The sequence below is a fragment of the Rhizobium sp. YTU87027 genome (genome assembly GCF_050644135.1).
In the GTDB taxonomy this organism is placed as follows: Bacteria; Pseudomonadota; Alphaproteobacteria; order Rhizobiales; family Rhizobiaceae; genus Rhizobium.
Genome location: NZ_CP098440.1, coordinates 699,405 through 724,400, shown reverse-complemented (window position 1 = coordinate 724,400; position 24,996 = coordinate 699,405). Strand labels below are relative to the sequence as shown.

Below are 24,996 nucleotides of genomic sequence, written 5' to 3'. Positions count from 1 at the left end.
CATGATGCGTCGCGTTTGGGCACGTATATTACGGTAAAACACACCCCCGATACTCGGACGGTTTTTATCGCGCCGCTTTCTTGTGCGGGTGCCTGTCAGCCATCAATCGGGTAGTGAATGCGGATCACCACGTTCGGGAGACGCGCTCTAAACGTTGCGACCGAAATAGACGTCTACCGAGGTGATCCGATCGCCCATGAAGCGCAGGACTTCCATGTTGCGGAACGCTCCGCCGTCATGTTTTTCAGCCCTGTACCGAACGACGGCCTCGTCATTGACGATCTCGAGATACTCGATCTCCATGGCGCGAAACGGCGGCGGTTCGGGCCAGCAGCGGTTGAAATACTCGATGCGATCGATGTGATCGTCGCGCGGGCTGGAGAAGCGGAAATCCTCCGAGAGCATCGCGCCCGCATCATCCTTGCGTCCGTCAATGTAGGCTTCATAGAGGTTGCGAACGATCCGTTCGCGTCGTCCGTCAGCATTGGCCATTGCACCGGTCCTTCTTGTTCATTCCGATTGCAATTTGCAATCAGCTTATAACAGGCGAGCTGTTTTGCGCAACTTCGGCTTGGAAATCCGGTGGCAATGGGCCAAGATCGCGTAATTACAGTCCCAGGCCATCCCCATGTCGGAAGCGCAAACCATATTGCAACGGCTGAGCAAGCTCGCCGCCAAGGACAATCGGCCGTCGGCTCTGCCGGCGGGAGGCGCACGCGCGTCGGCTCTGTTTTCCTTCGTGACCCGCGAGCGCGAACGGATTGCCGGCTGCGCTTTCCCGCGCACCTCGATTGTGGTGATCGTAGAGGGGTCGAAGGAACTGGTCACCATGGGCCGGCAGATGCAATTTGCCGCGGGCACGGTGCTGGTGTTGCCCGCAGGCTGGCGCGGCGACGTCGTCAACGATCCCGATCCAAAGAGCGGCGTCTATCGCGCCATCTTCATCGACTTCCAGGACGAACTGGTCAACCGGGCAAGGCGCTCGCTTCCGCCGCAGCGAGCCAGCGCACGGCTCCACGTCGCCCTTGATCCGGTGCTGGCGGCTGCGATCCACCACGCCGGCGAAGGCATTGTGGCTGCCTATCTGCCGGCAGCGCTGATCGAGCACCGCTTGATGGAAGTGCTGATGGTTCTCGGCATGCGCGGCGCTCTGCCCGAGGACACGAAAACGCTCAGTGATGCGGTGCGCGCCTTGATCCGCTGGCAGCCGAACAAACCCTGGACCGCAGATCAGATTGCCGCTGCGCTCGGCACCAGCAACGCAACGTTGCGGCGACATCTCGCTGGCGAATCCACGTCGCTGCGCGCCCTGCTGACAGAGGTGCGTGTCGACCTCGCTTCCACTTGGCTGTCGCAGGATGGTCTTTCGCTTCGCGATGCCGCGCTTGCGGCGGGCTACCGATCGCCGCGACGCCTTGCCGAGCGGATGCGCGCCGAGCCGAAGGGCAACCCACCCGCCGCCATTTGAGCGTTTCCATCTGGTTTTTGAGCGTTTCAGTGCGCCAGATCGGTTGACACAATTGCTAGTCCTCCTGCACCGAAACAAGGAGACGCTCATGCTCACGATCGCCCGCACAGCCATCATTCTCGCTTTTGCCGCTTCGCCACTTCTGGCGGCGGATATCAAGGTCGTTTTCGAGAACAGCGGACAAGGCGGCACCTTGCCCGAGAACAACGCCTCCTGCGTCGCCGCGGGCGGCAAGGCCGCAGCCGGAGGCAACAAGAGCCCGGCGCTCTCGTGGTCGAAGGGTCCGGAGGGTACGCGCTCGTATGCGCTCGCGATGACGGACCCCGATGTGCCGCAGGACCTCTCGCTGTTGAACAAGGACGGAACGGTGATCGCCAGCGATGCGCCCCGCATGGAATTCACTCACTGGATTCTCGCGGACATTCCAGCCACGGTCACCCAACTGGCGGAAGGAGCTGACGGCGATGGCCTGCCGCAGGGCGGATTGCCGCTGGAGATGACCGGACATGGCCGCCGCGGCAAGAACGGCTTTGCGGCCTTCTTGAAGGACGGCCCATACGGGGGCTATATGGGCGCATGCCCGCCCTGGAATGACCTGCGCATTCACCGCTACCGGATAACGGTCTATGCGCTCGATACCGACCGGCTCATGCTTCCCGACGCCTTCACCCGCGCCGATTTTCTTGCCGCTGCAAAGGGACATGTCCTCGCCTCCGGCGCGGCTGAACTGACCTATACGATCAATGCAAAGGCCACGAAATGACCGATACCAAATGGGAGGCCGCCGTCATCGATAGCGGCTCGATCTACTGGAGGCGCAATCTGGTCATTTCGCTGCTCGGCTCCTTCACGACGATCGTCGCGATGACGCTGCTGCTGCCCTTCCTGCCGCTCTATGTCGAGGAGCTTGGCGTCAGCGACCACCCGGCGATCGTGCAGTGGTCGGGCATCGCCTATGGGGCGACCTTCCTGGCCGCCGCCTTCGTGGCGCCGCTCTGGGGCCGGCTCGGCGATATCTATGGACGCAAGCTGATGCTGGTGCGCGCCAGCGCGGGCATGACCGTTGCGATCTCGCTGATGGGCATGGCCGACAACGTCTGGCAGCTGGTGGCGCTGCGCCTGTTCGTCGGCCTTGCCGGCGGCTATTCGTCCGGCTCGATGGTATTGGTCGCGACGCAGACGCCGAAGGACCGTTCGGCCTGGGCGCTTGGTGTCCTCTCCTCCGGCATCATGGCGGGCAACCTCGTCGGTCCGCTGATCGGCGGCGCGCTGCCACCGTTGATCGGCATCCGCAACACGTTCCTTGCCGCCGGCGGGATGATCTTCCTGGCGTTCCTCGCAACCACCTTCCTGATCAAGGAAGAGAAGTCCCCTGCCCGCAGGCGGGCCGCGAAGGCGAGCGGCGGCTGGGCCTCGATCCCTGACAAGGCACCCGTCATCGCGATGCTCGCAACCGGCCTGCTGCTGATGCTCGCCAACATGTCAATCGAGCCGATCATTACCGTCTACGTCGCGCAACTGGCGGAAGATCCTCGCAGGGTGACGATGATATCGGGCATCGTCATGTCGGCGGCCGCGCTCGGCAGTATCCTGTCGGCCTCGCGCCTCGGCAAGCTTGCCGACCGGATCGGCCACTGGCCCGTGATCGCCGGCGCACTTGCCATTGCCGGCCTGCTCCTGATCCCGCAGGCATTCGTGACCAGCTCCTGGCAGCTGATCATCCTGCGCTTCCTGATGGGGATAGCGCTCGGCGGGCTGCTACCCTGCATCTCGGCGGTCATCCGGCATAGCGTACCGGACAGCGCGGCGGGCAGCATCCTTGGCCTGTCTGTCTCCTCGCAATATGTCGGCCAGGTCGCCGGCCCCGTGCTCGGCGGCTTCGTCGGCGGCCATATCGGCATGCGGGCCGTCTTTCTCGGGACCTGCGTGCTTTTGATTGCCGGTTCCGCCTATGCCTGGCTCGTGCGACCGCGCGCCGCCGTCACGGCGCGCCGCAGATAAGATCGACGCCGGAGCGCGCCAGCGCTTCCAGCGCCTCACGGGTTTCCCCGGCTCGCGCCCGGACCGCCAGTGAGTGCATGATCGTCGAGGCCAACCGCGCCAATGCCTTCGGATCGGTCTTCTCCGGCAGCTCTCCGCGTTCGATAGCGAGGGCGAGCCGATCTTCTATTGCGCGGTCGAAATCGGCAAGGCTGCGGCCCAACACCTCGCGCACCCGCTCGTGCCGGACGGCTTCGACGGTCGCAGTGCTGATCAACAGGCAGCCACGCGCTGCCGTATCGCCGTGAAGGTAGGTCGCAAGGGCGCGATCATACATCCGCGCCAGATTCTCGCGGACCGGCAAGGACTGATCCAGTGCGTCCTCGAGCGCAACAATGCTGTCGGCCCGGTAGCCCTCCAGCGCGTCCAGATAGAGATCCTCCTTGTCGCCGAAGGCATTGTAGAGGCTCGGCCGATTGAGGCTCGTGGCGGCGCTCAGATTGTCCAGCGATGCCGCGGAAAATCCCCGATCCCAGAAAACCTCACGCGCCTTGCCGATCGCGGCGTTCGCATCGAACCCGCGCGGGCGGCCGCGCTTTTTCTCATCCTTCATATTTTTGTACCGTTTCGCATTAAATTCTTGACGAACATATTTTTATGCGAAACAGTACAAATGTCTAATGAATTGATACCGGCACGCCAATGCCGGTCTGCGAAGGAGGAAATCCAATGAAACTTTACATGCGTGCTGCCGCCTGTTCGCTTTCGCCGCATATCGTTTGCCGTGAACTCGGGATCGATGTGGAACTGATCGAAGTCGATCCTGCTACCCACCGAGCGGAGAATGGTAGCGACTATCTTTCCATCAACGGCAACGGCTATGTGCCGGCCCTGATACTCGACGACGGCAAGGTGTTGACAGAGGGGCCGGTTATCGCCCAGTTCCTTGCCGATAGCGTGGCCGAGGGAACATCGATGCTGCCGGCAGCCGGTACCTTCGAGCGCAGTCAGGTGCAATCCTACCTGAACTTCATCGCCTCGGAGCTGCACAAACCGATGGTCATGTTTTTCGATGCAGCCTATGCCGGCGCCCATGACCAGATCCACGCCCTGCTCCTCAAACGGTTGGAATGGTTGAACAGCCGTATGAAAGGGCCTTACCTGACCGGCGAAAATTTCACCGTGGCCGATGCCTATCTCTTCGTCTGCCTGAACTGGTCGCCATGGATCGCTATCGACCTCAGACAATGGCCGACGCTTTCCGCTTTCATGAAGCGGGTTGCCGAGCGGCCAAGGGTGAAAGAGACGCTACAGGCCGAGCAACTGCTGGCCTTCGAACAGGACGGCGTCTTTTTCGCCCCGGAGGTCTACCTTGCCGCAGCCAACCGGACCGGCACGCCTATCCACCCCTGACTTATGTCCGCGCATGGGCGCCGGAGGCGCCTACATTAGCAGGTAATCCACCGGCACTGGGAGAGGCGGCAGATCCGTCTCTCCCAGCGCTTCCCGCAGATTGATCTCGATCATGTCGGCAAGAGCGCCAATCGGCAGTGCGTTCGGCTGGATGCCGAAGGGGGCCTCCAGCTCGTCGCCCAGCGCATCGAGGCCAAAGAAGGTGTAGGCGACCAGCGCCGTGGCAAACGGCATAAACCAGCCGAGAACATCGTCGAAGCCGAACGGCAACAGCAGGCAGAAGAGATGCGCCGTGCGGTGCAGCAGCAGCGTGTAGCCGAACGGAACCGGCGTCCAGCGGATGCGCTCGCAGGAGGCCTGCGCCAGCGTCAGCTCACCGAGCGTCTTATCCAGTATCTGATAGGAGATGTCTGACAGCATGCCTTTGGCGCGTAGATCGGCAAGCTCCCGCGAGATTTCCAGCGAAATCGCCTCAGGCGGCGTGCGGCTCGCGTGATAGCGCGCCTTCAGTTCGGGCAGCAGCAGGCGCTCGACCTTTTCGCGGCCGCTGCCGGCGCGCAGATGCGGCACCAGCGACTGAATGAAGGCGATGACGAGTGTGACCAGGCGTTTGCGTGCTTCGGTGCCGGCCTCGCCCTGCCCCGCTTCGAGGATCAGTGTCTGCCGAGAGAAGTGGCGCGCGGAGAAGATCAATTGCCCCCACTGCTTGCGCGCCTCCCACCAGCGGTCATAGCAGGCGTTGTTACGGAAGCCGAGAAAGATGGAGATTGCGATACCGAGCAGTGCGAAGGGAGCGCCGTTGAAGACTGGCAGGATCCCGGGCCAGACATTGTGGACAAGGACCACGAGCGAGGAGATGAAACCGGTCAGCAGAATCTGCGGGAAGACCTGCTTGATGATCGAGCCACGAAGAATGAAGAAGAGTTGAAGCAGGCGGGGGCGGGGGCGCACGATCATGACGCAGGCTTCTCGGTCGTTCGAATGACGGGATCTCGGCCTCCTCCCTACAGCCGACCGAATGGCCGCGGCAAGCGCGGCCATTGCATTTCAGATCTGAGGCGACGGGCTCAGGTGTCGCTTTGGCTGCGACTGAAGGCCCAGTCCATGTAGAGTTCGAACGCCTTGCGCGTAACCGGCCCTTGCTGGAAATCGCGGCCATCGAGGCGGCTGATGCCGACGACCTTGGAGTAGTTGCCGGTTGTGAAGATCTCGTCGGCGTTCATGAAATCCTCGACGGAGAGCGTCACTTCGCGCACCTCGAAGCCCGCCTTGCGTAGCAGGCCGATGACGCGGGCACGGGTGATGCCGGCAAGGAAGGTGCGGTTGGCGATCGGCGTAGAGACGATGCCGTCCTTGACCATGAAGATGTTGGAAGACGCCGTCTCGGCGACATTGCCGTTCATATCGCGCATCAGCGCGTTGTCGAAACCGCGGCTTTTGGCTTCGGCGATGGCACGACCGCTGTTCGGATAGAGCGAACCGGCCTTGGCGTCCGTCATCGCCGTTTCCGGCGACGGGCGGCGATAGGGCGAAACCGTGAGCGAATTCGGCGCATTGTTGCCGAGCGGGGCTTCGAACAGGCAAAGCGCGAAACGAGTGGACTCGCCATCGACCGTGACGACGCTGCCGGCCGAGCCATGCTCGCCCCAATACATCGGCTTGATGTAGATCGGCGTCTTGCCGTCGAACTTCTTGATCCCTTCCCGGGCCAACGCCTCAATTTCCTCGGCGGTCTTGACGGGCTTCAGGCCCATGTTGGTCGCCGAGCGGTTGACGCGCTGGCAATGCAGGTCGAGATCCGGCGCGATGCCATCGAACCAGCGTGCGCCGTCGAAGACCGTCGAGGCCAGCCACATGGCATGCGAGGTCGGCCCGATCAGCGGCGGATTGCCGGTAAGCCACTCTCCCTCGACATAGGTCCAGGTGGTTGAACGGGGCGATGTATCGACGGCCATGGCATTCTCCTTGAAAAGACCACAGAGCAAAATCTCCGTGCAAAGAGCCGGTCAAGCGGAAATCCACGCCTCTGAGCCCTACGCAAGAAAATGGCGAAGAGGTTTCGCAGGGAGTAATATTCGTTCGCGACCCCTTGCGCGCTATCGATGGGTGTATCACTGAAAATCATGGATGGCGCGATTGGATGCCACATCGGCGCCGTGGCATCACGCGCTGGAATCGTTGCGACTGACAGGGAGTAAAATCGATGAAAGCCATGTTCTACGACGCCTTCGAGAAGGCTCCCGAAATCCGTACCCTGCCCGATCCGACGCCCAGCGAGGATGGCGTGGTCATCGCCGTCGGCGCGACCGGTCTTTGCCGCAGCGACTGGCATGGCTGGATGGGTCATGATCCGGATATCAAGTTGCCGCATGTGCCGGGCCATGAGCTGGCTGGCAAGGTAGTTGCGACGGGAAAAGGCGTCATGCGCTTCAAGATCGGAGACCGCGTGACCGTGCCCTTCGTCTCCGGCTGCGGCCACTGCAGCGAATGCCATTCCGGCAACCAGCAGGTCTGCCCGAACCAATTCCAGCCGGGCTTCACGCATTGGGGCTCATTCGCGGAGTATGTGGCGATCGACTATGCCGATACCAACCTCGTGCATCTGCCTGACAGCATCGATGACGCGACGGCGGCAAGCCTCGGCTGCCGCTTTGCGACGTCGTTTCGCGCCGTCGTCGATCACGCGCGCACTGGCCCCGGCGAATGGATTGCCGTGCATGGCTGCGGCGGCGTCGGCCTGTCGGCAATCATGATCGCAACGGCGCTCGGCGCCAACGCAATCGGCATCGATCTCTCCGACGAGAAGCTTGCTTTTGCCCGCGAATGCGGCGCGGTGGCGACGATCAATGCGCGTAGCGTGGCCGATGTCACGGAGGCGGTGCGCGAAATCACCAAGGGCGGCGCGCACGTATCCATCGACGCGCTCGGTCATCCCGTCACCTGCTTCAACTCGATCAAGAATCTCCGGCGGCGTGGACGGCATGTGCAGGTCGGCCTCATGCTTGACGACTACGCGACGCCGCTGATTCCGATGGCCCAAGTGATCAGTCACGAGCTCGAGATCTACGGCAGCCACGGCATGCAGGCCTGGCGCTACGATGCGATGCTGTCGATGCTCACTGCCGGCAAGATCGCGCCGCAGAAGCTGATCGGCCGGCGCGTCACGCTTGAGGAGGCGATACCGGGCCTGATGACCCTGGATCAAGCCGAAGGCGTAGGGATCAGCGTCATTACGCAGTTCTGACCGCCAGCTCACAACCGGTATTAACCAAAAAGAGTGCTTCAGTTTTGTGGCATTATTATGGTTGCAATTCATACTCTCCACGACCGGATGAACCGGTACGGGAGGGGCAAATGGCAACGCGTTTCATTCTTTCGATCGACGGCGGCGGCATCCGCGGCATTATTCCGGCCGTGATCCTGGTGGAACTGGCACAGCGACTTGACGGGCTGCCGCTCCACAGGGCCTTCGACCTGATTGCGGGAACCTCGACCGGCGGCATTATTGCGGCCGGCCTGACCTGCCCTCAGCCGTCAAACTCCGGCGAGGCAGCCTGCACCCCGGCCGATCTTCTCAGCCTTTACGTGAATGAAGGGGCTGACATCTTCAGCAAACCGCCGCTCGCCGATGTCATCAATCCGTTCGGGCTAAACGACCCGAGCTACAGCGCAGACGCACTGGAGGCAAAGCTCAAAGCAGCGGCTCGGAACCGCGACGCTCGACAAGGGACTGTCCACGGTCCTCATCCCCGCCTACGACATTCGCCGCCGCGCCGCGCTCTTCAGGTCCAACACGGACAAGAAGAACAGCAATTTCCGTTTCTGGGAAGCCGCACGGGCAACGTCTGCCGCGCCGACCTATTTCCCGCCGGCGCTGATCGAGCGTATGGGCGTAAAGAAGCAGGACGAACGTTTCGTGCCGCTGATCGACGGCGGCGTGTTTGCCAACGACCCTATCCTTGCCGCATACGTCGAAGCCCGCAAAAAGTCGTGGCACGACGACCGCCTGGTGTTTCTGTCGCTCGGCACCGGCCAGCAGAACCGGCCGGTTGCCTATCAGGAAGCAAAAAACTGGGGCGCCATCGGATGGATGCATCCGGCCCATGATACGCCCTTGATTTCCATCCTGATGCAGGGACAGGCGAGCACAGCTTCCTATCAGGCGAATGCACTCCTCAATCCCGCCGGCACCGATCTCGATTACTCCACCGTCGTCACGGACGCCAACGTCCAGAGCCTCGATTACTTCCGTCTCGACCGGCAGCTGACGCAGAAGGAAAACGACGCCCTCGACGATGCCTCGCCGGGAAATATCGCAGCGCTGAAGGCGATTGCGGCATCCATTGCCAAGGACAATGCGAAGGCTTTGGAGGAAGTCGCCAGGCGCATTCTGGCAGCGCAGAGCGGAGGCCAGGAGAGTGCCGCCGCTTGAAGCGGCAAGCGGCAAAACCCATATGCGCCGGGACAGATCGCGACAGCGATGATCGGCGGCAGCGGGTTGCCAAGGGCTCCGGAAAGGTCTAACGGGCTCGCCGCCAAGAAAAAGAAAAGCGAGACATGATGTCCAACTCATTTGTGAAAGCGCCTGCCCAGGCGAGTGCGAAGGTCTTCTTCGTGCTAGGCGATCGGATCGAGCGACGGGCTCGTCTGCAGGGAGCCTGGCTCAACATTTTCGACGTTACCGTGCCGGCGGGCAGCCGCACGCTGCTGCACCGCCACGCGAGCCCCGAGGTCTTCAGGATCATCGAGGGTCGGCTGACCGTCCGCCGCGCGACAGAGAACGGCATCGACGAGTTCGAGGCGACGGCGGGCGACATCGTCCGCATCGCGGCAAACCAGGCGCACTCCTATGCCAATCCCGGCCCTGAAGCCGCTGTCTTCTCGGCAATCGTCGACAGCGACATGGCGGACTACCTGGAAGCTGCCGGCTCGCAGGAGCCGCCGAAGGCAACACCTTCCGCGGAAACGATGGAACGCATGAAGGCCGCAGCCAACGCCCACGGCATCACCATCCTAGCGGCCTGATCTTCATCTCCGCCCGGGCATTCAGTTCGGGCGGTCTCCTGCCGTTAAAAATATCGTCATCTAAAGGCGATATGGGCGATTTCGGACGCGGCCCCTTGCGCTCGTTGCCGTTCCTCGACTGTATTTGGTGGTCGCCGTGCGCGCTCTCTTGTATTTCGGCCTTTTGCTGGTCGTCGGGCCCGCAAGATCGACAAGGTGCGCGTCCAGCGTATCGAGGAGGCTATGATCAAGGAGGCGTTTGATGGCATGGTCCGCCAGCCAGTATGTCAAATTCGAGGATGAACGCACGCGCCCTGCACGCGATCTGTTGGCGCATGTGCCACTTGAGCGCGTTCGTCGCGCCGTGGATCTCGGCTGCGGGCCGGGCAACTCGACGGAGCTGATCGTCGAGCGGTTCGGCGCAACTGGCGTTTCCGGCCTGGACAGCGACCTGAACATGCTGGAAGCAGCCCGCAAGCGCATGCCCGGCACGCCCTTCGTCGAGGCGGACCTTGCCACTTGGCAGCCGAGTGAACCGGCAGACCTGCTCTTTGCAAACGCCGTCTTCCAGTGGCTGCCGAACCATCTCGATATCTTTGACCGCTTGATGGACGGACTTGCGCCGGGCGGCGTGCTGGCCGTGCAGATGCCTGATAACCTGACCGAGCCGACCCATCTGTTGATGGAGGAGACGGCCCGTGCCGGGCCTTGGAAAGCGGCCTTCGAAGCGAGGAGCGTTCGCCGCCAGCCGCTGCCACAGCCGTCCACCTATTACAGCCGGCTCATCGGCAAGGCGGCCCGCGTCGACATCTGGCACACCGCCTACAACCATCCTATGGCGGATGCCGCGGCGATCGTCGAATGGGTCAAGGGAACGGGCCTCAGGCCCTATCTTGATCACGCCGGCGAAGAGCATCGAGAGGCATTCCTGGCAGACTATCTCGGCCGCATCGAGAGGGCCTACCCGAAGATGTCGGACGGTCGCGTCTTGCTGCGGTTCCCGCGGATCTTCATGATTGCCGTCAAGGGCTAAGGGGCGCTCAGGCCAAGGCGCCAGGGCTACCCGACAAGAGCGCGACAGTTTCACTGACATCACCTTGCAACGGACGAGCAGCATGCTGCTGCTTGCCGCCGCACCGGCGCGCACTATAGTCGTCGCAAACAGCGAGGAAACCTTCATGGACGCCGCCCCTATCCCCCCAGCCACACTCGTCATCTTCGGTGCCACCGGCGACCTGACACGGCGTCTGCTGATACCGGCGATCATCAATCTGACGCGAAGCGGATTGGTCGGCGACGATCTGAAGATTCTCGGCGTCGGCATTGACCCCGGCGATGACGCTTCCCTTGTGGCGCGGCTGGACAGCTTCCTTGCCACCCTGAGCGATCCGATCCTGCCAGAGACGGACGATGCATGGCGGCGACTGCGCCAACGCGTCTCCTACATTTCAGGCGATTTCACGCAGGACGCCATATTCCTCGAGATCAAGAAGCACCTGACGAGTTGCAATGCCGCCTTCTATTTCGCCGTGCCGCCGCAGTTTTTCGGACCACTCGTCGAAAAGCTCGCCGCACATGGGCTAACCAGCGAGGCCGAGGGATGCTTCCGGCGGATCGCCATCGAGAAGCCTTTCGGCACCGATCTCGCCTCGGCCCGCGCGTTGAACGCGCATATCCTCAGCAATGTCTCGGAGAACCAAGTCTATCGCCTTGATCACTTCCTGGGGAAGGAGACGGTACAGAATATTCTGACCGCCCGCTTCGCCAACATGATGATCGAATCCCTCTGGAATAACAATTACATCGACCACGTGCAGATTTCCGCGGCGGAGATTGTCGACGTCGGCTCCCGCGGCAAATTCTACGACGCGACCGGCGCGCTGCGCGACATGATTCCCAATCATCTGTTCCAGCTACTGGCGATGATCGCGATGGAAGCCCCGAACGGCTTTGGCGCCGAAGCGATCCGCACCGAAAAGAGCAAGGCGCTAAGCGCCCTGCGCATCTACACGCCAGAGGAAGCCACATCCCATGCCGTGCGTGGCGCCTATACCGCCGGCAAACTCAATGGAAACGACATTACGGCATTCCGGGAGACAAAGGACGTCTCGCCCGACAGCAACACCGAAACCTTTGTGGCGTTGAAGCTCTATGTCGACTCCTGGCGCTGGGCGGGCGTGCCCTTCTATCTACGAACCGGCAAGGCGTTGAAGGCGCGCGATACGGAAGTCGTCATTACCTTCCAGCAGGTGCCGTTTGCCCAGTTTCGGAAAACGGACGTCAACCGACAGCTGCCGCCGAACAAGATGGTCATCCAGGTGCAGCCGGATGAAGGCTTGAGCGTCGAGATCTCTATCAAGTCGCCCGGTCTTTCCGTCGACACCGTCCCGGTCTCGCTCGACTTCCGCTATGCCGACAAGTTCGACATCGGCAAGATGACCGGATACGAGTCCCTTCTCTATGACCTCTTCATCGGCGACCAGACGCTCTTCCAGCGTGCCGACGGCATCGAAGCCGGGTGGGCGGCGGTGCAACCCTTCCTGGATGTTTGGGCAAAGAGCAGCGAAACGCCGGAGGCTTATGTACCCGGAAGCAGTGGCCCATCCTGCGCTGACGAACTCATCCGACGCGATGGTCGGGAATGGCATGAACTGGGCGAATCCAGACACAACCAGGACCGAAAATAAGGCAGAAAATACACGTTTATCTAAAGTAAAAACGCAATAGTATTTTTCCGCAGTTCGCGCACAAGGCGAAGAAATATTGTACCATGGCAGCACACCATAATTCCATCCCCGCAGATTTATCGTGCCCCGTACAAAATATGGATGAGTTGACCCTTTTCCTTTGTACAGTGAAGCTTTTCCGGCTGACCGCGTTGCTTTTTCTGTGCGACAAAGAAGGCGGGGCTCGTCCAACCCCGGCGGGCCCTTCTTGCATTTTTCTATTATTTCGCGAATAAAACCAAAATTAGTCGAAATTATTAAAGCGTGACTAATATATTTACTTGCGCTCTTCCACCGCCTTGCTAAATCTATCCTCAGGGTTTTGGGGTATTCACATGGCAGATACTCATTTGTCTAAGAATCGTTCGATTTCCGATCAACGTATGGAAACCTGCCGGTCCGAGTTCGAGCCGATCCTCTTCGAACTCATCCGCAACGGTGAGAAGCGTGGATGGAAGGCGGCAGAAATCGCGATGGCCCTGGCCGACGCTGCCGACGACGTCATCCTCAGACTGTCAAGGGAAACGAAGAGCAAGCATTGATCCGCCTGCCTTTGCCGATCTTGATGCAATGACGTACTCAGAAATGCTTCCCTAGCAGGTGCAAGAAGCTGTAGCCTGCCTGCAGTGATTCTTTTGCCGATTACGGAGCCCGATGTTGCAGTTGATCGCCGCAGCTCTTCTTGCCTGTGGATGCGTCAGCCTCGCAGAGGTTGCCGACTGGCCGCCTGCCGAAAGCTATGTGCCGAAAATAAGCTGCCATCAGAGCGACGCCGCCGAGCGCTGCGAGCAGATTCGCGCGGACTGGACCGGGCTTTACGCGGATGCGATCGGCGGCCGTATCGAAAGCCAGCGGAAAGTGTCGTTCTGCCTGAGCACCGGCTGCGACAAGGGCATTGTCGTTGAGCCGATCCTGGGCTGTGCCTGGCGCCAGGTCATCGCGGCTTCGCGCAATCCTCAGATCAACGACGCAGACCGGAGCAACATCGAGCGCTATTGTGGCCCTCATGTGCTTGACGATGCCGGACGCACTGCTGCCGATGACCAGTCGCGAACCTGGCTCACTTTGCTCGGTGTAACGCGGTAGCGCCAATGGAAACGGGCGGGAACGAGCCCGCCCGCTGAACGCTTTATCCCGCCGCTTAGACGAACTGGCTGAGACCCGGAACCGAGCCGACAACCTCGTCCACCACTTCCTTGCCGGCGTGCTGTTCGGCAATCGCGATGGTTTCCTTGGCAAGCGTGGTGATCTCACCCATTCCGAGACCTTCCGACATCAGCTGCTGGCCGAGCGCCATGATACCGCCGCCGCCGAGCGCGCCAATGATGCTCCCGAGGATTCCGCCGCCACCACCCTCGCCTTCGCCATTGTACTTGGCAACGAGGTCGGAAGCGCCGGGAATGGCTTCGATCATCTTGGCGACCGGGCCGTCTGCCGCTTCGCGCTGCAGGAAGCCGAGCATCATGCCGAGCGCCTTCTCGGCAACCTCTGAGGGGATACCCACGCGCGCCGCGATCTGGTCTATGATTTCATTCATTGTCAGCCTCCTATTTTTGACGTTAACGTCAACGTTAATCGAACTTGCGGGGCAACTCAAGACGCCTGCCGCGAAAGCAGGCTTTATCCTACTTTTCCTTTTAATGCAGACAGTTGTCCGCACCGGGCTCCCTGCTTATAACAGGGAAGCGATATTACAATGACCGTGCGGAAAACGTTGCTCCGCATTTTGACGCAATAGGGGCCGACGGCCGCAGGGAGAATTTTCGAAATGCTCGAGGATGGCAAGATTTTCGTTGGCGTCAGCCGCAATCCTGATGACAGCATCAACAAGCCGGAATATCTCGACCTGAAATTCGGAAACCGCCACGGCCTGGTAACGGGCGCAACCGGCACCGGCAAGACGGTGACGCTGCAGGTACTTGCCGAGGGCTTTTCGAAGGCCGGCGTGCCCGTCTTCTGCGCCGATATCAAGGGCGATCTTTCCGGCATCGCCGCCAAGGGCGAACCGAAGGACTTCCTCACCAAACGCGCCGAGCAGATCGGCTTCGACGATTACGAATTCGACCAGTTCCCGGTCATCTTCTGGGATCTCTTCGGTGAAAACGGTCACCGCGTCCGCACCACCATCGCCGAGATGGGACCGCTGCTGCTCGCGCGGCTGATGGATGCTTCGGAACCGCAGGAAGGCGTCATCAACATCGCCTTCAAGATTGCCGACCAGGGCGGCCTGCCGCTGCTCGACCTCAAGGACTTTTCCTCCCTGCTAAACTACATGGCGGAAAACGCCACCGAGCTTTCCAGCCAGTTCGGCTTGATCTCGAAGGCCTCTGTCGCCTCCATCCAGCGCGGCCTGCTCGTGCTGGAACAGCAGGGCGCTGAACATTTCTTCGGCGAGCCTGCGCTCAAGATCAGCGATATCATGCGGACCAACAATCGCGGCTATGGCCAGATCTCGGTGCTCGCCGCCGACAAGCTGATGATGAACCCGCGGCTCTACGCAACCTTCCTGTTGTGGCTGCTGTCCGAGCTCTTCGAGGAGCTACCGGAAGTTGGCGATCCCGAAAAGCCGAACCTCGTCTTCTTCTTTGACGAAGCGCATCTGCTCTTCAACGACGCGCCGAAGGTGCTGCTCGAGCGTGTCGAGCAGGTCGTTCGCCTCATTCGCTCGAAGGGCGTCGGCGTTTATTTCGTCACGCAGAATCCGCTCGACGTGCCGGAAACGGTGCTGGCGCAGCTCGGCAACCGGGTGCAGCATGCGCTGCGCGCCTATTCCCCGCGCGAGCAGAAGGCGGTGAAGACCGCCGCCGACACCTTCCGACCGAACCCCGCCTTCGACTGCGCCACCGTCATCACCACGCTCGGCACCGGCGAGGCGCTGGTGTCCACGCTGGAGGCGAAGGGCTCTCCTTCGATCGTCGAGCGGACGCTGATCCGCCCGCCGTCCGGCCGCGTCGGTCCGCTAACCGATGCGGAACGTCAGCAGGTCATGGACAAGAGCCCTGTGCTCGGCGTCTACGACGAAGATCTCGATCGCGAATCCGCCTTCGAGATTCTGGCGGCGCGCGCCAAGAGGGCATCGGACTCTGACGCAGCCAAGCAGGCACAGCCGACGCAGCCGACCGAGGGCAGTGCCTCGGGTCGCTGGACGTTGCCGGGCTTCGGCGATGACAATAATGAACCACAGGACAAGAGCCAGGGCCGTGCCCGATCCTCCGGCTACCAGCGCGAAACGGTTGTGGAAGCCGCGATGAAGAGCGTGGCCCGCACGGTGGCAACGCAGGTCGGCCGAGCGCTGGTGCGCGGCATTCTCGGCAGTTTGAAGCGCTAAGCGGAAAGGGCGTTCCCGCCCTTTTTTCCGCCCGGGTGCTCTTCCCGTTGCGCCGCTCAGCGCTTGCGGACGAATTCGGTGCGCAGGACGAGACCCTTGATGGTGTCGTGGCGGCAGTCGATCTCTTCCGGGTTTTCCGTCAGCCGGATCGACCTTATCACCGTCCCCTGCTTCAGGGTCTGATTGGCACCCTTGACCTTGAGGTCCTTGATGAGGGTGACGGAATCGCCGTCCTTGAGGACGTTTCCAGAAGCATCCCGAACCTCAGCGGCCTGCGCGGCGGCCGCAGCCAGCTCCGAAGCCGGCCGCCATTCGCCCGTCGCCTCGTCATAAACGTAATCGTCGTCACCACCTGCCATGGTCTTCTCTCCTGAACACAAGAATTTGTTGATTGGGCGCTTATAACAGCCAAGCCGCCCTGTGCAAGAGAGAGCCTCCGAAGGGCCCGACATGACCGCTTTGGTTGCATTTTTGCCTGCCTGCTGCTATTTCTGCTGCGCACTCAAAGAGAAAGGAGGGTCGCGTGCTAAATTTCTATTTCCGGTTCAACCGGCAACGTGGCCCCGTCAACGCCCTGCAAATGCGTTTGCAGGGCTGACCAGAGACCGTTTCTCACAAACACTCTTCCTGGTCTGCCCCTCGTGGCAGCAGTTCGGGCATCCGGCTCGTCTGCAACTATCCATCCACCGAGCTCCAAGCACACGCACGCGATGAAGGCTGCATGCCCTCGCCCGTGTGATCGCTTGGCAAGACCAGAGCAAGATCATGACCCTTATCAATATCCGCAATCTCGGCGTCACCCTCAGCGCACCGCTTTTTGCAAAGCTCGATCTCGTCATCAACGCAGGCGACCGCCTCGGGCTCGTTGCCGCCAATGGCCGCGGCAAGTCCACTCTGCTCCGCTGCATTTCGGGGGCGCTGGAGGCAACCCATGGCGACATCACGCGCTCACGCGGGCTGACGATCGGCCATGTCGAGCAGGACGTGCCGGCCAAGCTGCTTGACGTGCCTTTCCACGACGCTGTCCTAAAGGCGTTGCCAGCCGATCAGCAGGCAAATGAAAGCTGGCGCGTCGACATCGTGCTTGACGCACTCGATGTGCCGGAAGCCTTGCGCGACCGCTCAGTTGGGCAGCTAAGCGGCGGATGGCAGCGGCTGGCGATGCTGGCGCGCACCTGGGTGATGGAGCCGGATGCGCTGCTGCTCGACGAGCCGACGAACCACCTCGATCTCGGTAAGATAGCAGCACTCGAGGATTGGCTGAATGCCCTGCCCCGCGATGTGCCCGTTGTCATCTCCAGCCACGACCGCGCCTTTCTCGATGCCGTCACCAACCGCACGCTGTTCCTGCGGCCGGAGCAGTCGCAAGTCTTTTCGCTGCCCTACAGCCGGGCGCGGGCAGCACTGGACGAGGCTGATGCGGCCGACAGGAGACGCTACGAACGCGACATGAAGACGGCCGAGCAACTGCGCAAGCAGGCGGCGAAGCTCAACAATATCGGCATCAACTCCGGTAGCGACCTGCTGGTGGTCAAGACCAAGCAGCTGAAAGAACGCGCCGAGAAGCTGGAGGATGCGGCCAAGCCCGCTCATCTCGAGCGATCGGCCGGAGCGATCAGGCTCGCCAATCGCGGCACCCATGCCAGGGTGCTGGTTACGCTTGATGATGCCGAAGTCCGCACGCCGGATGGCACCCCGCTTTTCCGGACCGGCAAGCAGTTTATCTGCCAGGGCGACCGGATCGTCCTGCTCGCGGAGAACGGTGCCGGCAAATCGCGGCTGATTGCGATGCTGCGAAAGGCGATCGGCAACGCGGAGACGGCGCAGGACAGCATCAAGGCCACGCCCTCGCTGGTGCTCGGCTATAGCGACCAGGCGCTTGCCGACTTGAAGGACAGCGAAACGCCGATGGAGACGATCATCCGGCGCTTCGACGTCGGCGATCAGCGGGCGCGGGCACTGCTGGCGGGCGCCGGCATGGCCATCGACATGCAGTCGCGTCCCGTCGGGCGGCTTTCGGGCGGCCAGAAGGCGCGGCTCGGCATGCTGGTTTTGCGGCTGGCGGAGCCGAACTTCTATTTGCTCGACGAACCGACGAACCACCTCGATATCGACGGGCAGGAAGCGCTGGAGGGCGAGCTCATGGCCCATCAGGCGAGTTGCCTGCTGGTCTCCCACGACCGCAGCTTTGTGCGCGCCATCGGCAACCGGTTCTGGCAGATCGAGCGCCGGCGGCTGGTCGAAGTCGAAAGCCCGGAGCCTTTCTTTGCGGCGGCTCGGCCTTAGAACAATTGGCCCGCCTCACGGAGCGGGCTTTAGGTCTGGGAAAGCGTGCCGTTTATCAGGACAAGGACCGCATCTGCTGGCCGGCCCACCATGCGCTTACAGGGCGTGAAGGAGATGGCGGACGCTTCCTCGGACCAATGTCCAAGATTGCGAACTATCAGAATGAGGCCGGCGTGGCGCCGAGCAAGCTGAGTTTGCCGCCGCTGAGAGAATAGAGGCTCATCTTGCGCTCAACGGTTCCGCCCGGCGTCAGCCGGAAGAGACCCGTCACACCGCGGAAGCCAACCTTGCTGGTCAGGTTCTGCGCGTTCATCCCCTCCGGCCCCTTTGTCCGGACAATGCCCGAGGCAACCGCCACCGCATCGTAGCCGTAAGCCGCATCGGTGGAGAGCGTGCGCTTGTAGTGGCGCTGGTAACGCTCGGCAATCATCGTCGCGCCTTCAGGCTCGACCATGGCGATCACCGCGCCTGCCACCGAGGGATCGATGTAGGTCTGCGGCGGCCAGGCGCTGGTGCCGACGAAGGCCACGTTCGTTTTGCCGCTGGCTTTTACAGCACCGGCAATAGTGGTCGTTATCACCGTTTTTCCGAGGACAAGCACGGCGTCGGCATTCTGCAGATTGACGCTGGCTTTCTTGACTGCGTCCGATGCGGCAGCATCCGTCAGATCATAACGGGCAAGGCCCAGATAGATACCGCCGCCGGCGCGGATCGCGCTTGCCAGCCGCTCCTCGCTTGCAGCCGGAAAATCGCTCTGCGCGAAAACCAGCACCTTCTTATGGCCGCTGGCAGCGGCTGCCCGCGCGCCTTCAATGGCGCTGTCGATCTCGTCGGAAACGAAGTTATAGACATTCCCCGATGTCGGCGGCACAGGCGCGCCCAGATTGAGCAGAGGCGGCCGCTGATCAGCCGGTATCGCGGCGATGGCCGCTGTGACGACAGGCGATGCATAGCTGACGAGGAGAACGGAGCCGCGTGCCTTTGCCGCGCTGACCGCGGTCGCGGCAGCAGGACCGCCGGAGGTCACGTCGACAACCTTCACGAAAACCTGGTTGCCCCCGAGTTCGCCGACGCCGAGGCCGGCGCCGTCGCGCACGTCACGCGCAGCGCCCTCATAGATCCCGGTCGCACCCTTGGGCAGCAGCAACGTGATCTCCGCTCCGGTTTCTCCGAAGCTCTCCTGGACCTCGCTCGACGGTGCCTTGATGTCGTTGGTCTTCACATTCTTGGCGACACCATCGACGGCCGATTGGCAGCCGGTGAGCGCACCGCAGGCTACGACGATCGATATCGCGAGAACGGACTTGATGCGTTTCAGGGGACGAATGCCTTCCGAAGGCGACACTTGCCGTGCCAAGCGTAAACCATGCGAGCCTTGCACCGGCTCGATCGACTGCACTGTCACCTGCTCTCCACCCTCGTAATTACGGCCTTTTCCTGGCCTTTAGCAGGACTACATATCTGCACAGGCAACACCGGAAAGCAAACCCTTCACCCAAACTTGGTTGACGGGCGCACTAAACTTTTATGTTCTTTTGAATGGATAATTTATACCGACCTTATCTATGCTTAAATACCTGATTTTTATAGATGTTTTGTACGTTTCTCACAACCAACGAGAGACGACGATCCATGAAGCGCAGTATAAGAATAAGCAAAATTGCTGCTTTTACTTTCTCCGCATTTTCCCTTGCGTTCTCGCCGAACATCTCGTCGGCATCCGCCCTTCCGTCTGCGCAGTTTTCCGGCGCGATGCACTCGGTCGACTTCGCTGCCAATACCGCGCGCGTCCTGACGCTCGGTAGCGTTGCCGATCTCCTGAGCCTGGCAACGAACGCCATCAGCAGCATCGAAGTTGCCGCGCTGACGCGCTCGCTGCAGCCCGAGCCTGCCGGCTGGGCAAAGGAAAGCGTCGCACCAGCACAGGCGGTCGCGCGTCCGGCGATTGCCGCGCCGACAGGCAACGCCGCTTTCGGGACCGTTGCCATTCCTTTCAAACGACTTGCCGCCCTGAAGAAGTTCGAACCGTCTTTGGCGGAAATGACGGATGGAACCGCCATTAATTGCAGCGCCGGCGCATGCTCCGAGGCCGCGACCACCATCAAGGTTGCCTTCACCAAGACCTCGCAGTCCTCGATCCGCGACAAGCTCAACGCCATCAACATCACCGTCAATCACACGATCCGCTACAGCCGCGACATCGACACCTACAAGGTCGCTGACTACTGGGCGACGCCCGCCGAAACGCTCGCGCGCCAGCAGGGCGATTGCGAGGATTTCGCGATCCTGAAGATGGCCGCTCTGCACGCGGACGGCGTTGACCTCAAGGACATGTCTATCGTCGTGCTTTTCGATCAGAAGCGCCACTTCTACCACGCGGTCCTTTCCGTCGCGGTGAACGGCAACCGCTTCATCCTGGACAACATGCGTGACGAGGTTCTGCCCGATACGAAGCTGCCTGATTACGTGCCGCTGTACTCAATTGCGGACGGCAAGGGTTACCTCCACGGAACGCGCACGGGCGCCAAGCAGGTCGCCTCCGCCATGCCGTTGGAGAAGGTGGCTCCCGGCGAAGGCGTTGCGTTCTGACAATCAGCGGTAAGACAAGAAAAAGATGGGTGAATTTCAGCCGCCCTTTTTTCGTGACGGGATTTGGCAATCAGTAGCGGGAGATATAGCCGATCAGCATCGGCTTCTCGTGGGTCGGCGCGAGAACCAGGTTGATCTGCCCCTTCATTGCGGCCGAGCCGACGGCAATGGTGAAGCCGGTGTTCAGCGTCTTGCCCCGGTTGCGATAAAGCGAAGCGATAGCTTCGTCGATCTGCGTGTCGATCGAGAACCGCAAGCTCTTCGTCAGTTGCGCCGCATCGCCGAGCGGAAGTCGCTGGCGCAGCATGGTCAGGAAAGGATCGTTGAAGAGCTGGATCTTCTTTTCCTGCGTCAACAGGATCGTCGGTGACGGCGACGCCTGAATGATGGCGTTGAGGTTTGCCATGGACGAGGCGTCCTCGACCGTATCCAGCCGGCGCAGCGCCCATTTGAAGCTGAGCACACGCAGCAGCGAGGCAAGGTTGCCGGACTCGGGCATCTGAGAGGCCGTATAGTGGACGAGGTCGGCAGTGCTCATCTTGCCGGCAGCCGACATGCGGCCGAGGCCATCCCAGTAGATCCGCTCGAGGCGAATGCCGCGACGCTCGCCGCCGCGACCGACGACCGCCCGGAAGCGCGGCTCGATCTCGTCGGCGCCGATGGCCGGCAAAGGCTCCTCGATCGGTTCGAGCTCGGAGAGTGCGTTGCTGCCTGGCTTGACGATCAGCATCCTATCGCTCCGTCAGCGCTTCGCTGCGCGCCTTGTTGATCGGCTTCATCAGATAGCTGAGTACGGTCTTGTTGCCGGTCATGATTTCGACCGAGGCAACCATGCCGGGGATGATCGGATAGGACTTGCCGTCACGCTCCAGCGCGGACTTGTCAGTCTTGACCTGAACGAGATAGTAGGTCTCGCCCTTTTCCTTCTCCACGAGACTGTCGGCCGAGATGTTCTCGACGACGCCCTCGAGGCCGCCGAAGATCGAGAAATCATAAGCCGTGATCTTGACGACGGCCGGCTGGCCGCGGCGCACGAAGGCGACATCGCGCGGCGAAATCTTCGCTTCAACCAGCAGCGTGTCGGCGGTCGGCACGATACCGGCAATGACACGGCCCGGATCGACGTAGGCGCCGATGGTGTTGACCTCAAGCGTATTGACGATGCCGTCGACAGGCGATCGGATATCGGTGCGCTTGACGCGGTCGGACGCACCGCGGATGGTCTCGTCGACGACCGAGAGCTCGGCCAGCGCCTGTGCCTTGTCGGTCAGCGCCTGTTGGCGCAGTTCGAGGGCAAGATCGCCGAGTTGCAACTTGGCTTCCTGCACGGCAGCCTGCAGGCGGTCGATGCTTTCCTGATAAACCTTAAGCTGGCCCTGCTGGTCGGTGAGATCGCGCTCGGTCTTCAGCACTTCCGTCTGCGCCACCAGCTTCTTCTGCGCCAGCGGGAAGATGAGATCATACTGGCGCTGTGCGCCTTCGATGTTCTGCTGTAGGCGATCGATGTTGGCGTGGGCTTCGCTGAGCTCGTTCTCGCGCTGGCGGACACGCTCCTGCAAGACGCCGCGCTTGTTCTGGTAGCTGGCGCGATCAGCGGCGAAGAGCTTCGCCTCGTTGCCGCAAACGTCCTTGGCGACCGACATGATGTCGTCGGGGCAGATGAACTCAGCGTCGTACTGGCCCGCCTCCTCGAGCTTCAGGCGCGCAACCTTGGCACCGAGCGCACGCGCCTTGGCAACGGATTCACCAAGCGTGGACGTCGTTGTCGTGTTGTCGAGCTGGACGAGCAGCTGCCCCTTGCGGACAACCTGACCGAGCACGACGGCGATCTGCTGAACGACGCCGGGCTCCGAAGACTGGATGATCTGCGTCTTCGACACCGGAATGACCTTGCCCTCGCCGCGGGCGATCTCGTTGATATCGGCGATCGCTGCCCATGCGATGAAGCTCGCAATCACGAGGGCTACCAGAGCCAGAATGCCGCGGGCAAGAAGCGGGGGGTTGTCGTGGCGATTGCTGGTGAGGCTCATGATTGCGCCCCCGCCGGCTTGCGCTGCATCGCTTCGATCACCGCATTCTTCGGGCCGTCGGCAATGATCCGACCCTTGTCGATGACGATCAGGCGATCGACAAGCTCAAGCATGCTGTAGCGATGGGTGGCGATCAAAAGCGTGGTGTCACGGCTGATGGCCTTCGACAAGCGCGCAATCAGATTGCGCTCGGTGGCCAGGTCCATGGCGCCTGATGGCTCGTCGAGAAATACGATCTTCGGCTTCGTGAGCAGCAGGCGTGCAATCGTCAGCGCCTGCTTCTGGCCGCTTGACAGGTTCGTGCCGCGCTCGCCGACCGGCATGTCGAAGCCGCGAGGATGATTGCCGACGAACTCGTCGACACCGGTCATACGCGCCACCTCGAGCAGTTCCTCGTCGGTCGCATCGGCGCGCCCGATCAGCAGGTTTTCCTTGACCGTGCCGGAGAAGAGATCGGATGACTGGCCGGCCACGGCGACCGCCGAGCGAACCTCTGCCATGTGGTACTGGCGGATATCAACGCCATCGATCAGGACGCGGCCGCCCGAGGGGCAAAAGAGGCCATCAAGCAAGCGACCGAGCGTGGTCTTGCCGGAGCCGATGCGGCCGATGATGCCGACGCGCTCGCCCGGCTGCACCGTGAAGGACAGCTTGTTGATAACGGGATAGTCCGACCCCGGATACTGGAAAGATACATCCTGGAAGCTGAAGGCGCCGCGGGTAATCTCCCGGTTGACGAAACCGACGGTAGACGGACGATCGTCGGGCTGCTCCATGATCTTATCGAGGATACGAAGGGACATGGTTGCCTGGCGGAACCGTGCCAACGTCATGGCGATCTGGCCGAGCGGCGCGCCGGCGCGGCTCGCCAGCATGACCGTCGCGACGATCGCGCCCATGGCAATGCGGCCTTCGGCGAACTCGTAGGTGCCGGCAATCACGATCAGGACGCTCACCATCTGCTGGATGAACATCGTCATGTTGATGGCATTCGTCGAGATATGCTTGATGTCTTCGCTGGTGCGGCTCGAATATTTGGTCAGCTCCTGCCAACGGCGGAGCATCGTCGCTTCGGCGCGCAGGCTCTTCAGCGTTTCGATCGTCGAAATCGTCTCCACCAACAGGGACTGGCGACGCGACGCCTCGTTGGCAGCAGTCGCCATGCGCTTGCCAATCGCGGCCTGCGCCCACAAGCCGATCGCAACCGACAGGACGAAGGCTACGGCCGGGATCACCACTAGCCAGCCCGAGATCAGATAGATGACACCGAGGAAGATGAAGACGAAAAGGCTGTCGATGAGGACGCCGATCGTGTTCGACGTGAAGAACTCGCGAACAAATTCATACTGCGTCACGCGGTTGGCATATTCGCCGGTCGACATCGGCCGCGAGGCGAGCGTCGAATTCAGCACCTTGTCAAACAGCAACTGCGACAGGCGCAGATCCGCCTTGCGTCCGGCATAGTCGATCAGCGACGAGCGCGCCGTCTTCAGAAGAAAGTCGAAAATATAGGCAAGCGAGATACCCGCGGCCAAAACCCAGAGCGTCGGGATCGCCTTGTTCGGCAGCACCCGGTCATAGACGTTCATCGTGAAAAGCGGCGAGCCGAGTGCAATCAGATTGATAAAGAGCGCTGCGATCATGACGCGGACATAGGTGCGCCAGTAAGGCACAAGCGTGGTTGCCAGCCAATGCCGCTTCTCGATCTCCACGGCATTGCCAACCAGCGCCTCTTCCGAGGCATTCTGATAATAAAGCGTAAAGGCAAAGGCCAGCTGCGGCTTCAGCGCCAGGAATTCTTCCCGCGTTAGCCGGATGGCGTTGCCGGCAATCGGAACGATATCCGTTACATAGGAGCCATCCTCGGCGACCTCGAGCAGAGGCAGCACGCTGCCATCGGCAAACGCGACGATCGCCGGGCAATCGAAATTGCCCTGGCGGCATTCACGCTCCTGGTGCTTGATCACCTGCAGGCCGATCCGTTCGGCCATGCGCTCGACATCGTCCACCTCAAGCGACTCGGTCACCTCATCCGGAAGACCGGAGAAGAGGACCGTGTCTGAGCTTGGTCGGCCATAGAACGCAGCCACGGATTTGAATGCGGCTTTGAAGGTCTGCAGCGGCGTGCTGCTGGAAGTCTCTGGCGCTACGTTCAGCATCGTTCCATGGCCG

Annotated in this window: 23 protein-coding genes and 1 pseudogene; 14 read left to right on the top strand and 10 right to left on the bottom strand. The window is 61.4% G+C overall.

The annotated features are described in order from the left end of the window. Positions 1 to 147: 147 nt before the first annotated feature. Positions 148 to 492 carry a nuclear transport factor 2 family protein gene (locus NBG89_RS03565; protein WP_431321749.1) on the bottom strand — a complete coding sequence of 115 codons (345 nt, stop codon included), beginning with the start codon at positions 490 to 492 and terminating at the stop codon, positions 148 to 150. Between the two features lie 136 nt (positions 493 to 628). Here NBG89_RS03565 and NBG89_RS03560 point away from each other — a divergent pair, with 136 nt between their 5' ends. The 3 genes from NBG89_RS03560 to NBG89_RS03550 all read left to right on the top strand — a co-directional run bounded on the left by NBG89_RS03560 (position 629) and on the right by NBG89_RS03550 (position 3,469). Further along, complete coding sequence (locus tag NBG89_RS03560) at positions 629 to 1,468, top strand: helix-turn-helix domain-containing protein (RefSeq protein ID WP_431321748.1); 840 nt, start codon at positions 629 to 631, stop codon at positions 1,466 to 1,468. Positions 1,469 to 1,556: 88 nt separating this feature from the next. Further along, complete coding sequence (locus NBG89_RS03555; protein WP_431321747.1) at positions 1,557 to 2,231, top strand: YbhB/YbcL family Raf kinase inhibitor-like protein; 675 nt, start codon at positions 1,557 to 1,559, stop codon at positions 2,229 to 2,231. Continuing rightward, positions 2,228 to 3,469, top strand: coding sequence for a multidrug efflux MFS transporter (locus tag NBG89_RS03550; RefSeq protein WP_431321746.1), 1,242 nt, complete (start codon positions 2,228 to 2,230; stop codon positions 3,467 to 3,469). Before NBG89_RS03555 ends, NBG89_RS03550 begins: the two co-directional genes overlap by 4 nt. Here the strand turns inward: NBG89_RS03550 and NBG89_RS03545 are convergent. Further along, a complete protein-coding gene (locus NBG89_RS03545; RefSeq protein WP_431321745.1) occupies positions 3,450 to 4,061 on the bottom strand; it encodes a TetR/AcrR family transcriptional regulator in 612 nt (203 codons plus the stop codon). The genes NBG89_RS03550 and NBG89_RS03545 overlap by 20 nt on opposite strands. A gap of 116 nt (positions 4,062 to 4,177) precedes the next feature. On the opposite strand from NBG89_RS03545, the gene gstA reads away from it, so the two are divergent. Next, complete coding sequence (gstA, locus tag NBG89_RS03540) at positions 4,178 to 4,861, top strand: glutathione transferase GstA (RefSeq protein ID WP_431321744.1); 684 nt, start codon at positions 4,178 to 4,180, stop codon at positions 4,859 to 4,861. Between the two features lie 30 nt (positions 4,862 to 4,891). On the opposite strand, the gene NBG89_RS03535 is transcribed toward gstA, so the two are convergent. Both NBG89_RS03535 and NBG89_RS03530 read right to left on the bottom strand, forming a co-directional pair. Next, positions 4,892 to 5,818: a bestrophin family protein gene (locus tag NBG89_RS03535; protein WP_431321743.1), complete on the bottom strand. Its 927-nt coding sequence runs from the start codon at positions 5,816 to 5,818 to the stop codon at positions 4,892 to 4,894. Between the two features lie 110 nt (positions 5,819 to 5,928). Next, positions 5,929 to 6,816 carry a branched-chain amino acid aminotransferase gene (locus tag NBG89_RS03530; protein ID WP_431321742.1) on the bottom strand — a complete coding sequence of 296 codons (888 nt, stop codon included), beginning with the start codon at positions 6,814 to 6,816 and terminating at the stop codon, positions 5,929 to 5,931. A 248-nt stretch (positions 6,817 to 7,064) separates the two neighbouring features. Here NBG89_RS03530 and NBG89_RS03525 point away from each other — a divergent pair, with 248 nt between their 5' ends. From NBG89_RS03525 to NBG89_RS03495, 7 genes and pseudogenes are all read left to right on the top strand, one after another. Beyond that, on the top strand, positions 7,065 to 8,105 hold the full coding sequence (locus NBG89_RS03525; protein WP_431321741.1) for a zinc-dependent alcohol dehydrogenase family protein: 1,041 nt from the start codon (positions 7,065 to 7,067) through the stop codon (positions 8,103 to 8,105). A gap of 110 nt (positions 8,106 to 8,215) precedes the next feature. Continuing rightward, positions 8,216 to 9,293: pseudogene (locus tag NBG89_RS03520) on the top strand (patatin-like phospholipase family protein). A gap of 125 nt (positions 9,294 to 9,418) precedes the next feature. Next, positions 9,419 to 9,886: a cupin domain-containing protein gene (locus tag NBG89_RS03515; protein ID WP_088692286.1), complete on the top strand. Its 468-nt coding sequence runs from the start codon at positions 9,419 to 9,421 to the stop codon at positions 9,884 to 9,886. Between the two features lie 241 nt (positions 9,887 to 10,127). Further along, complete coding sequence (gene tam, locus NBG89_RS03510) at positions 10,128 to 10,898, top strand: trans-aconitate 2-methyltransferase (RefSeq protein WP_431321740.1); 771 nt, start codon at positions 10,128 to 10,130, stop codon at positions 10,896 to 10,898. A gap of 145 nt (positions 10,899 to 11,043) precedes the next feature. Then, entirely contained in the window at positions 11,044 to 12,552 is a 1,509-nt protein-coding gene (gene zwf, locus NBG89_RS03505) for a glucose-6-phosphate dehydrogenase (protein ID WP_431322768.1), read from the top strand. Positions 12,553 to 12,926: 374 nt separating this feature from the next. Next, positions 12,927 to 13,133 carry a hypothetical protein gene (locus tag NBG89_RS03500; protein ID WP_141105546.1) on the top strand — a complete coding sequence of 69 codons (207 nt, stop codon included), beginning with the start codon at positions 12,927 to 12,929 and terminating at the stop codon, positions 13,131 to 13,133. Positions 13,134 to 13,245: 112 nt separating this feature from the next. Next, positions 13,246 to 13,677 (top strand): hypothetical protein, encoded by a 432-nt coding sequence (locus NBG89_RS03495; protein WP_431321739.1) that lies wholly within the window; start codon positions 13,246 to 13,248, stop codon positions 13,675 to 13,677. Between the two features lie 55 nt (positions 13,678 to 13,732). Here the strand turns inward: NBG89_RS03495 and NBG89_RS03490 are convergent, their stop codons facing one another. After that, complete coding sequence (locus NBG89_RS03490; protein WP_088692283.1) at positions 13,733 to 14,128, bottom strand: hypothetical protein; 396 nt, start codon at positions 14,126 to 14,128, stop codon at positions 13,733 to 13,735. A 231-nt stretch (positions 14,129 to 14,359) separates the two neighbouring features. On the opposite strand from NBG89_RS03490, the gene NBG89_RS03485 reads away from it, so the two are divergent. Next, positions 14,360 to 15,919, top strand: coding sequence for a helicase HerA-like C-terminal domain-containing protein (locus NBG89_RS03485; protein WP_431321738.1), 1,560 nt, complete (start codon positions 14,360 to 14,362; stop codon positions 15,917 to 15,919). 56 nt (positions 15,920 to 15,975) lie between these two features. Here NBG89_RS03485 and NBG89_RS03480 read toward each other — a convergent pair whose 3' ends face one another. Beyond that, positions 15,976 to 16,278, bottom strand: coding sequence for an alkylphosphonate utilization protein (locus NBG89_RS03480; protein ID WP_088692281.1), 303 nt, complete (start codon positions 16,276 to 16,278; stop codon positions 15,976 to 15,978). 406 nt (positions 16,279 to 16,684) lie between these two features. Here NBG89_RS03480 and NBG89_RS03475 point away from each other — a divergent pair, with 406 nt between their 5' ends. Then, positions 16,685 to 18,205, top strand: a complete 1,521-nt coding sequence (locus NBG89_RS03475) for an ABC-F family ATP-binding cassette domain-containing protein (protein WP_431321737.1) — start codon at positions 16,685 to 16,687, stop codon at positions 18,203 to 18,205. Positions 18,206 to 18,362: 157 nt separating this feature from the next. Here the strand turns inward: NBG89_RS03475 and NBG89_RS03470 are convergent, their stop codons facing one another. Beyond that, positions 18,363 to 19,610 (bottom strand): hypothetical protein, encoded by a 1,248-nt coding sequence (locus tag NBG89_RS03470; RefSeq protein WP_431321736.1) that lies wholly within the window; start codon positions 19,608 to 19,610, stop codon positions 18,363 to 18,365. Positions 19,611 to 19,837: 227 nt separating this feature from the next. On the opposite strand from NBG89_RS03470, the gene NBG89_RS03465 reads away from it, so the two are divergent. Next, a complete protein-coding gene (locus NBG89_RS03465) occupies positions 19,838 to 20,794 on the top strand; it encodes a transglutaminase-like cysteine peptidase (RefSeq protein ID WP_431321735.1) in 957 nt (318 codons plus the stop codon). 70 nt (positions 20,795 to 20,864) lie between these two features. Here the strand turns inward: NBG89_RS03465 and NBG89_RS03460 are convergent, their stop codons facing one another. The 3 genes from NBG89_RS03460 to NBG89_RS03450 are packed head-to-tail and all read right to left on the bottom strand — an operon-like array spanning position 20,865 to position 24,983. Beyond that, entirely contained in the window at positions 20,865 to 21,524 is a 660-nt protein-coding gene (locus NBG89_RS03460) for a ribbon-helix-helix domain-containing protein (protein ID WP_431321734.1), read from the bottom strand. A 1-nt stretch (position 21,525) separates the two neighbouring features. Continuing rightward, complete coding sequence (locus tag NBG89_RS03455) at positions 21,526 to 22,824, bottom strand: HlyD family type I secretion periplasmic adaptor subunit (protein ID WP_431321733.1); 1,299 nt, start codon at positions 22,822 to 22,824, stop codon at positions 21,526 to 21,528. Continuing rightward, positions 22,821 to 24,983, bottom strand: a complete 2,163-nt coding sequence (locus NBG89_RS03450) for a type I secretion system permease/ATPase (protein WP_431321732.1) — start codon at positions 24,981 to 24,983, stop codon at positions 22,821 to 22,823. Before NBG89_RS03450 ends, NBG89_RS03455 begins: the two co-directional genes overlap by 4 nt. Positions 24,984 to 24,996: the final 13 nt, after the last annotated feature.

Excerpts from the sequence above, each read along its gene's own strand:
- NBG89_RS03550 (WP_431321746.1), top strand. The coding sequence starts at position 2,228 with ATGACCGATACCAAATGGGAGGCCGCCGTCATCGATAGCGGCTCGATC.
- NBG89_RS03560 (WP_431321748.1), top strand. The coding sequence starts at position 629 with ATGTCGGAAGCGCAAACCATATTGCAACGGCTGAGCAAGCTCGCCGCC.
- NBG89_RS03565 (WP_431321749.1), bottom strand. The coding sequence starts at position 492 with ATGGCCAATGCTGACGGACGACGCGAACGGATCGTTCGCAACCTCTAT.
- NBG89_RS03525 (WP_431321741.1), top strand. The coding sequence starts at position 7,065 with ATGAAAGCCATGTTCTACGACGCCTTCGAGAAGGCTCCCGAAATCCGT.
- NBG89_RS03500 (WP_141105546.1), top strand. The coding sequence starts at position 12,927 with ATGGCAGATACTCATTTGTCTAAGAATCGTTCGATTTCCGATCAACGT.
- NBG89_RS03475 (WP_431321737.1), top strand. The coding sequence starts at position 16,685 with ATGACCCTTATCAATATCCGCAATCTCGGCGTCACCCTCAGCGCACCG.
- NBG89_RS03455 (WP_431321733.1), bottom strand. The coding sequence starts at position 22,824 with ATGAGCCTCACCAGCAATCGCCACGACAACCCCCCGCTTCTTGCCCGC.
- NBG89_RS03450 (WP_431321732.1), bottom strand. The coding sequence starts at position 24,983 with ATGCTGAACGTAGCGCCAGAGACTTCCAGCAGCACGCCGCTGCAGACC.
- NBG89_RS03485 (WP_431321738.1), top strand. The coding sequence starts at position 14,360 with ATGCTCGAGGATGGCAAGATTTTCGTTGGCGTCAGCCGCAATCCTGAT.
- NBG89_RS03480 (WP_088692281.1), bottom strand. The coding sequence starts at position 16,278 with ATGGCAGGTGGTGACGACGATTACGTTTATGACGAGGCGACGGGCGAA.
- NBG89_RS03545 (WP_431321745.1), bottom strand. The coding sequence starts at position 4,061 with ATGAAGGATGAGAAAAAGCGCGGCCGCCCGCGCGGGTTCGATGCGAAC.
- NBG89_RS03495 (WP_431321739.1), top strand. The coding sequence starts at position 13,246 with ATGTTGCAGTTGATCGCCGCAGCTCTTCTTGCCTGTGGATGCGTCAGC.
- zwf (WP_431322768.1), top strand. The coding sequence starts at position 11,044 with ATGGACGCCGCCCCTATCCCCCCAGCCACACTCGTCATCTTCGGTGCC.
- NBG89_RS03535 (WP_431321743.1), bottom strand. The coding sequence starts at position 5,818 with ATGATCGTGCGCCCCCGCCCCCGCCTGCTTCAACTCTTCTTCATTCTT.
- gstA (WP_431321744.1), top strand. The coding sequence starts at position 4,178 with ATGAAACTTTACATGCGTGCTGCCGCCTGTTCGCTTTCGCCGCATATC.
- NBG89_RS03490 (WP_088692283.1), bottom strand. The coding sequence starts at position 14,128 with ATGAATGAAATCATAGACCAGATCGCGGCGCGCGTGGGTATCCCCTCA.
- tam (WP_431321740.1), top strand. The coding sequence starts at position 10,128 with ATGGCATGGTCCGCCAGCCAGTATGTCAAATTCGAGGATGAACGCACG.
- NBG89_RS03555 (WP_431321747.1), top strand. The coding sequence starts at position 1,557 with ATGCTCACGATCGCCCGCACAGCCATCATTCTCGCTTTTGCCGCTTCG.
- NBG89_RS03515 (WP_088692286.1), top strand. The coding sequence starts at position 9,419 with ATGATGTCCAACTCATTTGTGAAAGCGCCTGCCCAGGCGAGTGCGAAG.
- NBG89_RS03460 (WP_431321734.1), bottom strand. The coding sequence starts at position 21,524 with ATGCTGATCGTCAAGCCAGGCAGCAACGCACTCTCCGAGCTCGAACCG.
- NBG89_RS03530 (WP_431321742.1), bottom strand. The coding sequence starts at position 6,816 with ATGGCCGTCGATACATCGCCCCGTTCAACCACCTGGACCTATGTCGAG.
- NBG89_RS03465 (WP_431321735.1), top strand. The coding sequence starts at position 19,838 with ATGAAGCGCAGTATAAGAATAAGCAAAATTGCTGCTTTTACTTTCTCC.